The sequence below is a fragment of the Streptomyces panaciradicis genome (assembly GCF_023516615.1).
Lineage (GTDB): Bacteria > Actinomycetota > Actinomycetes > Streptomycetales > Streptomycetaceae > Streptomyces > Streptomyces panaciradicis.
In genome coordinates, this window is record NZ_JAMGBF010000268.1 from 1 (window position 1) to 5,823 (window position 5,823).

The 5,823-nt window shown below is 72.8% G+C and carries 5 protein-coding genes; 1 reads left to right on the forward strand and 4 read right to left on the reverse strand.

Going from position 1 to position 5,823, the window contains the following annotated elements; all coding sequences use genetic code 11:
- Together M8J74_RS43460 and M8J74_RS43465 are read right to left on the reverse strand one after the other, a co-directional pair.
- A partial coding sequence (locus M8J74_RS43460) for a maltotransferase domain-containing protein (protein WP_249841678.1) occupies positions 1-548 on the reverse strand: 548 nt, incomplete at its 3' end.
- A gap of 227 nt (positions 549-775) precedes the next feature.
- On the reverse strand, positions 776-1,975 hold the full coding sequence (locus M8J74_RS43465) for a S8 family peptidase (RefSeq protein ID WP_249841679.1): 1,200 nt from the start codon (positions 1,973-1,975) through the stop codon (positions 776-778).
- Between the two features lie 259 nt (positions 1,976-2,234).
- On the opposite strand from M8J74_RS43465, the gene M8J74_RS43470 reads away from it, so the two are divergent.
- A complete protein-coding gene (locus M8J74_RS43470) occupies positions 2,235-4,853 on the forward strand; it encodes a glycosyltransferase family 1 protein (protein ID WP_249841680.1) in 2,619 nt (872 codons plus the stop codon).
- A gap of 64 nt (positions 4,854-4,917) precedes the next feature.
- Here M8J74_RS43470 and M8J74_RS43475 read toward each other — a convergent pair whose 3' ends face one another.
- Both M8J74_RS43475 and M8J74_RS43480 read right to left on the reverse strand, forming a co-directional pair.
- The gene (locus tag M8J74_RS43475) at positions 4,918-5,436 is read right to left on the reverse strand and encodes a DUF1990 domain-containing protein (protein WP_249841681.1); all 519 of its coding nucleotides are present in this window, start codon (positions 5,434-5,436) and stop codon (positions 4,918-4,920) included.
- 70 nt (positions 5,437-5,506) lie between these two features.
- A partial coding sequence (locus tag M8J74_RS43480) for a M4 family metallopeptidase (RefSeq protein ID WP_249841682.1) occupies positions 5,507-5,823 on the reverse strand: 317 nt, incomplete at its 5' end.

Genomic DNA, 5,823 nt, shown 5'->3' on the forward strand with positions numbered 1-5,823 from the left:
TCCGGCGTCAACGCCGCCGCCAGGCGGGAGGCGGCCGGGCGGGACTCGTCGCGCAGGGCGGCGGCCGCGGCCAGCACGGTCTCGCGTTTCCCTTCGGGCGCGTCGTCCGCCGCCCGTTCGTACAGCCGTGCCCCTTCCTCCAGGACCAGCTCCGTGTCCAGGCCGGCCGGGATCTTGATCTGCGCGTGGTGGCGCCAGGTGGTGATCGGGTCGCCCCACGCCTCCACCGTGTACGTCCAGTGGCCGGGTTCTCCGGCGGTGACGGTGGCGCCCCAGCGGTCGGTGCCGGGCGCCAGCTCGCGCATCGGCGTCCACGGGCCCGGTCGGCCCTCGGGGTCGGTGAGAACGACATTGGCGGCGACGGCGTCGTGGCCCTCGCGGAAAACGGTGGCCGAGATCTCGAACGACTCTCCGGCGACCGCCTTCGCGGGGAGGCGGCCGTGCTGGACGACCGGGCGGACGTCGAGGACGGGGATGCGTCCGACGCCGGCGGTGGCCGGCTCGGCGCGGGGCGTCGGGGGTGCCGACGAGTGGTGCGTGGCGGGCATGACCGCTCCTGTCCGCGTCAACATGGGTGGCCGGTTGGCTGTGGGGAGGGGGGTCCTGCGTGGCTTCTGTCGTGGAAGGTACCGGAGGAGCCTTCCCACCCTGTTCGGGTGAGCATTCCGGCACTTTGTTAACTACTCACGCGTTTGTCTCCACACAAGACTGGCCCCGTTCGTGAACGAACGGGGCCGTCTCTGGGTCAAGTTCCCACGAATTTCCTACGTAGTTCCTAAGAAGACGGCACCTGCAGCAGTTCGTCCGGCGAACCGGGTCCCCGTCCGCCTACCCCGGAGACCGCCAGTCGGAACAGGGCGCGGGCGACCTGTTCCGGCGTGGCCCTCGGACGGCCGGCCAGGTACAGCGCGGCGGCGCCCGTCGCGTGCGGTGTCGCCGTCGACGTGCCCGAGATGGTCGCCTTCGCGGTGTCGCTGCTACCCCAGTCCGAGGTGATCGACACCCCGGGAGCGAAGAGATCCACGGCGGAGCCGTAGCCGGAGAAGGCCGCCCGGGCGTCCGTCCGGTCGGTCGCGCCGACCGTGATGGCCTCCCTGACGTCCGCGGGGGAGGACAGGGCGGCCGGCAGGCCGTCGTTCCCGGCCGCGACGGCGTAGGTGACACCGGAGGCGATGGAGTTGCGGACGGCCGCGTCCAGCTGGGCGTTGTGCCGGCCGCCCAGGCTGAGATTGGCCACCGCCGGCTTCCTGGCGTGCCGGGTCACCCAGTCGATACCGGCGATGACCTGCGACGTCGTACCGGAGCCCGAGTTGTCGAGCACGCGTACGGCGACCACCTTCGCCTTCTTGGCCACGCCGTACCTCGTGCCGGCGATGATCCCGGCGACGTGCGTGCCGTGGCCGTTGCCGTCCGAGGCGGTCCCGTCGTCGCCGACGAAGTCCCAGCCGTAGCTCGCGCGCCCGCCGAAGTCCTTGTGGGTGATCCGGACACCGGTGTCGATCACGTAGGCGGTCACCCCCGCGCCGCCGGCGGAGGGCCAGGTGTAGTGCCTGTCCAGCGGCCCGACCGGCTGGTCGATCCGGTCCAGGCCCCAGGACGGAGGGTTGCGCTGGGTGCGGTCGAGGGCGACCCGGGTGTCCTGGGCCACCGAGGCGACCCGTGGGTCGGCCGCGAGGCGGGCGGCCTGCCGCGCGTCGGCCCTGATCGCGTAGCCGTTGAGGACGGAGCCGTAGGTATGGCTGATACGGGCCCCGTACTTCTCGGCGATGCCCTTGCCGGCCGGCGTCGCGGCCCTCGTGCCTCCCTCGAGTGTCACCAGGTAACTGCCGCTGACGGAGCCGGGCCGGCCGGCGCCGAGTATCCGCCCCTCGGGTGCCGCCTGCGCGGGCAGGGTGGCGGCCGAGAGCGCGGCGGCACAGGCCACCGCGGTCAGGCCCGCTGCCCGGCGCAGACGTCTGCTGCGCGTCCGTGCCATGGTCGTTCTCCCCTCCCTGTGTCTCCCCCTCGGCAGCCTCTCGTGCGGTGTGAGGCCCCACAAGAGGGCCCACGGGGTGAATCGGCCATGTCGGCCATGGGGGACGGGCGAAGCTTGCGGTGGTTTTCGGACTCTGTACGAGAGTGCCGCCCTCTTGGACGCGCCGTGGTTCTCAGGGCCCCCGCACCGATAACGTCGTCATCGACGACGAGGCGCACAGTGTTGTGCGTCCGCACAGCACACGCGTCGAGGTGGGAAAGTGAAGGCTATCCGTCGTTTCACCGTCCGGCCCGTTCTCCCCGACCCCCTGCGGCCGCTCAGCGATCTCGCGCGCAATCTGCGCTGGTCCTGGCATGCGGAGACCCGCGACCTCTTCCAGTCCGTCGACCCCGAACGCTGGGCCGCCTCCGAGGGCGATCCCGTACGGCTGCTCGGCAGCGTGTCGCCGGCGCGGCTCGCGGAACTGGCCGAGGACCGCCGGTTCCTGCGCCGGCTGACGGCGGTCGTGGACGATCTCAACGACTACGTGTCGGGCGAGCGCTGGTACCAGGCGCAGTCCGGCGATCTTCCGGCCGCCGTCGCCTACTTCTCGCCCGAGTTCGGCGTCACGGCCGCCCTGCCCCAGTACTCCGGCGGGCTCGGCATCCTGGCCGGCGACCACCTCAAGGCCGCCAGCGACCTCGGTGTCCCGCTGATCGGCGTGGGCCTGCTCTACCGGCACGGCTACTTCCGGCAGTCCCTCTCCCGTGACGGCTGGCAGCAGGAGCACTACCCGGTCCTCGACCCCAACGAGCTGCCGGTGGCCCTGCTGAACGAGCCCGACGGCAGCCCCGCCCAGGTCTCCCTGGCGCTGCCCGGCGGCCGGCGGCTGCACGCCCGGATCTGGCTCGCCCAGGTCGGCCGCGTGCCGCTGCTCATGCTCGACTCGGACGTCGAGGAGAACGACCTCGGCGAGCGCGGGGTGACCGACCGGCTCTACGGCGGCGGCAGCGAGCACCGGCTGCTGCAGGAGATGCTGCTGGGCATAGGAGGGGTGCGGGCGGTGCGGACGTACTGCCGGCTGACCGGGCACCCGGAGCCGGAGGTGTTCCACACCAACGAGGGGCACGCGGGCTTCCTCGGCCTGGAGCGCATCGCCGAACTGTGCGCCCAGGGGCTGGACTTCGACTCCGCGCTGGAGGCGGTGCGCGCCGGGACCGTCTTCACCACCCACACGCCCGTCCCGGCCGGCATCGACCGCTTCGACCGCGAGCTCGTCGCCCACCACTTCGGCCCCGACGCCGAGCTGCCGGGCATCGACGTCGAGCGCGTCCTGCGGCTCGGCATGGAGACCTACCCCGGCGGCGAGCCCAACCTGTTCAACATGGCCGTGATGGGCCTGCGCCTGGGCCAGCGCGCCAACGGCGTCTCGCTGCTGCACGGCCACGTCAGCCGGGAGATGTTCTCCGGACTGTGGCCGGGATTCGACCCCGACGAGGTGCCGATCACCTCCGTCACCAACGGCGTCCACGCCCCCACCTGGGTCGCCCCCGAGGTGTTCCGGCTCGGCGCCCGGCAGATCGGCGCCCAGCGCACCGAGGACGCGCTGACCGTCGGCGCCTCCGACCGCTGGGACGCCGTCACCGACATCCCCGACCAGGACATCTGGGAGCTGCGCCGCAACCTGCGCGAGCAGCTGGTCGACGAGGTGCGCGCGCGGCTGCGCGCGTCGTGGCGGCAGCGCGGCGCCGGTACCGCCGAGCTGGGCTGGATCGACGGGGTCCTGGACCCCGACGTCCTCACCATCGGCTTCGCCCGCCGGGTCCCGTCGTACAAGCGCCTGACCCTGATGCTCCGCGACCGCGACCGGCTGATGGACCTGCTCCTGCACCCGGAGCGGCCCGTGCAGATCGTGGTGGCGGGCAAGGCGCACCCGGCGGACGACGGCGGCAAGCGCCTGGTCCAGGAGCTGGTCCGGTTCGCCGACGACCCCCGGGTCCGCCACCGCATCGTCTTCCTCCCCGACTACGGCATGGCGATGGCGCAGAAGCTCTACCCGGGCTGCGACATCTGGCTGAACAACCCGCTGCGCCCGCTGGAGGCCTGTGGCACGTCCGGCATGAAGGCGGCCCTCAACGGCTGCCTCAACCTCTCCGTCCTGGACGGCTGGTGGGACGAGTGGTTCCAGCCCGACTTCGGCTGGGCGATCCCGACGGCGGACGGGGTGGGAACCGACCCGGACCGGCGCGACGACATAGAGGCGGAGGCGCTGTACGACCTGCTGGAGCAGCGGGTGGCCCCCCGCTTCTACGAACGCGGGCAGCACGGCCTGCCCGACCGCTGGATCGAGATGGTCCGCCAGACCCTGACCCTGCTCGGTCCGAAGGTGCTGGCCGGCCGCATGGTGCGGGAGTACGTGGAGCGCCTGTACGCCCCGGCCGCGCAGGCGCACCGGGCGATGGACCCGGACTCCGCGCGCGAACTCGCCGCCTGGAAGGGGCGGGTGCGGGCCGCCTGGCACGAGGTGAAGGTCGACCACGTGGAGACCTCGGCCACCACGGCGACCGCGGAACTGGGCACGACGCTCGCCCTGCGGGTCCGGGTCGCGCTCGGTGACCTCGGCCCGGACGACGTGGAGGTGCAGGCCGTCTCCGGCCGGGTCGACACCCAGGACCGCATCGCGGACGCCGAGGCGGTCCCGCTGAAACCGGCGGGCGCCCCGGACTCCGACGGCCGCTGGGTCTACGAGGGCCCCCTCTCCCTGGACCGCACCGGCCCCTACGGCTACACCGTCCGCATCCTGCCCGCGCACCGGCTGCTGGCGTCCGGCGCGGAGCTGGGACTGGTGGCCGTGCCGAGCGAGGAGACCGGCGAGGGGGCGGGCGTGCTGATGCGCTAGCGCTCCGGCCTGCCGGGCGGGGCGGTCCTGCGGCCGCCCCGCCCGGCTCCGGCCGCGGGGGCCCTCACCACTCGGCGAGGTCGGCGCACATCCTGCGCAGCACCTTCCCGCAGCGCCGCGCGTAGGCGTTCTGCAGGCCCCGGGTGGCCGCCCCGCCCGCTCGCGCGTACCACTTGGCCGGGCGGCTGAACGCCGACACCGTCAGCCACACCGTGCCGTCGCCGGTCCGCTCCACGACGAACGCCTCCTCGCCGCACTCCGGATGCCCGGCCAGCGTGCCGTACGCCCAGCCGGCGCGGCGGGGTTCCTCGACCGTGTAGACGATCCGGCAGGGCGCCTTGATCATCCCGGCGAGGGTGACCGTGACGTCGACGCCGGCGGCGGCGCGGTCCGCGCTCGCCTCGATGCCGACGCCCATCTCCCGGTGCATCTCCCAGGTCAGCACCGCCTCACAGGCCCGGCGGAAGACCTTCTCGCCCTCGCCGATGCGCGTACGCACCTGCATCTGGTGAAAGCCCGGCGGGCAGAACCCGCCGCGCCGGGTCGCGCCGATGTCGTCGTACGTGAAGTCGCTCGGGGGCATGGGACACAAGAGTAGGGCGGCACCCGGGGAAACCCTCTCCCCGGGTGCCGCCCCGCCAACCCCCCTCGGGTCAGCTGACGTTGACCGCGGACCAGGCCGCCGCCACCGCGTTGTACTCGGTGCTGCCGGAGCCGTAGAGCGCGGCCGCCGCGCTCAGCGTGCCGGTGCGGGCCGACTTGTAGTTCGTCGTCGACGTGAAGTACGTCGTCAGCGCCTTGTACCAGATCTGCAGCGCCTTGGCGCGGCCGATGCCGGTGACCGTGGAGCCGTTGGACGTCGGCGAGTTGTAGCTCACGCCGTTGATCGTCTTGCTGCCGCTGCCCTCGGAGAGCAGGTAGAAGAAGTGGTTCGCCACACCCGAGGAGTAGTGGACGTCCAGGTTGCCGA

What these genes read in the sequence shown, in the direction of transcription:
- M8J74_RS43465 (WP_249841679.1), bottom strand. Translation starts at nt 1,975, where the DNA reads ATGGCACGGACGCGCAGCAGACGTCTGCGCCGGGCAGCGGGCCTGACC.
- M8J74_RS43475 (WP_249841681.1), bottom strand. Translation starts at nt 5,436, where the DNA reads ATGCCCCCGAGCGACTTCACGTACGACGACATCGGCGCGACCCGGCGC.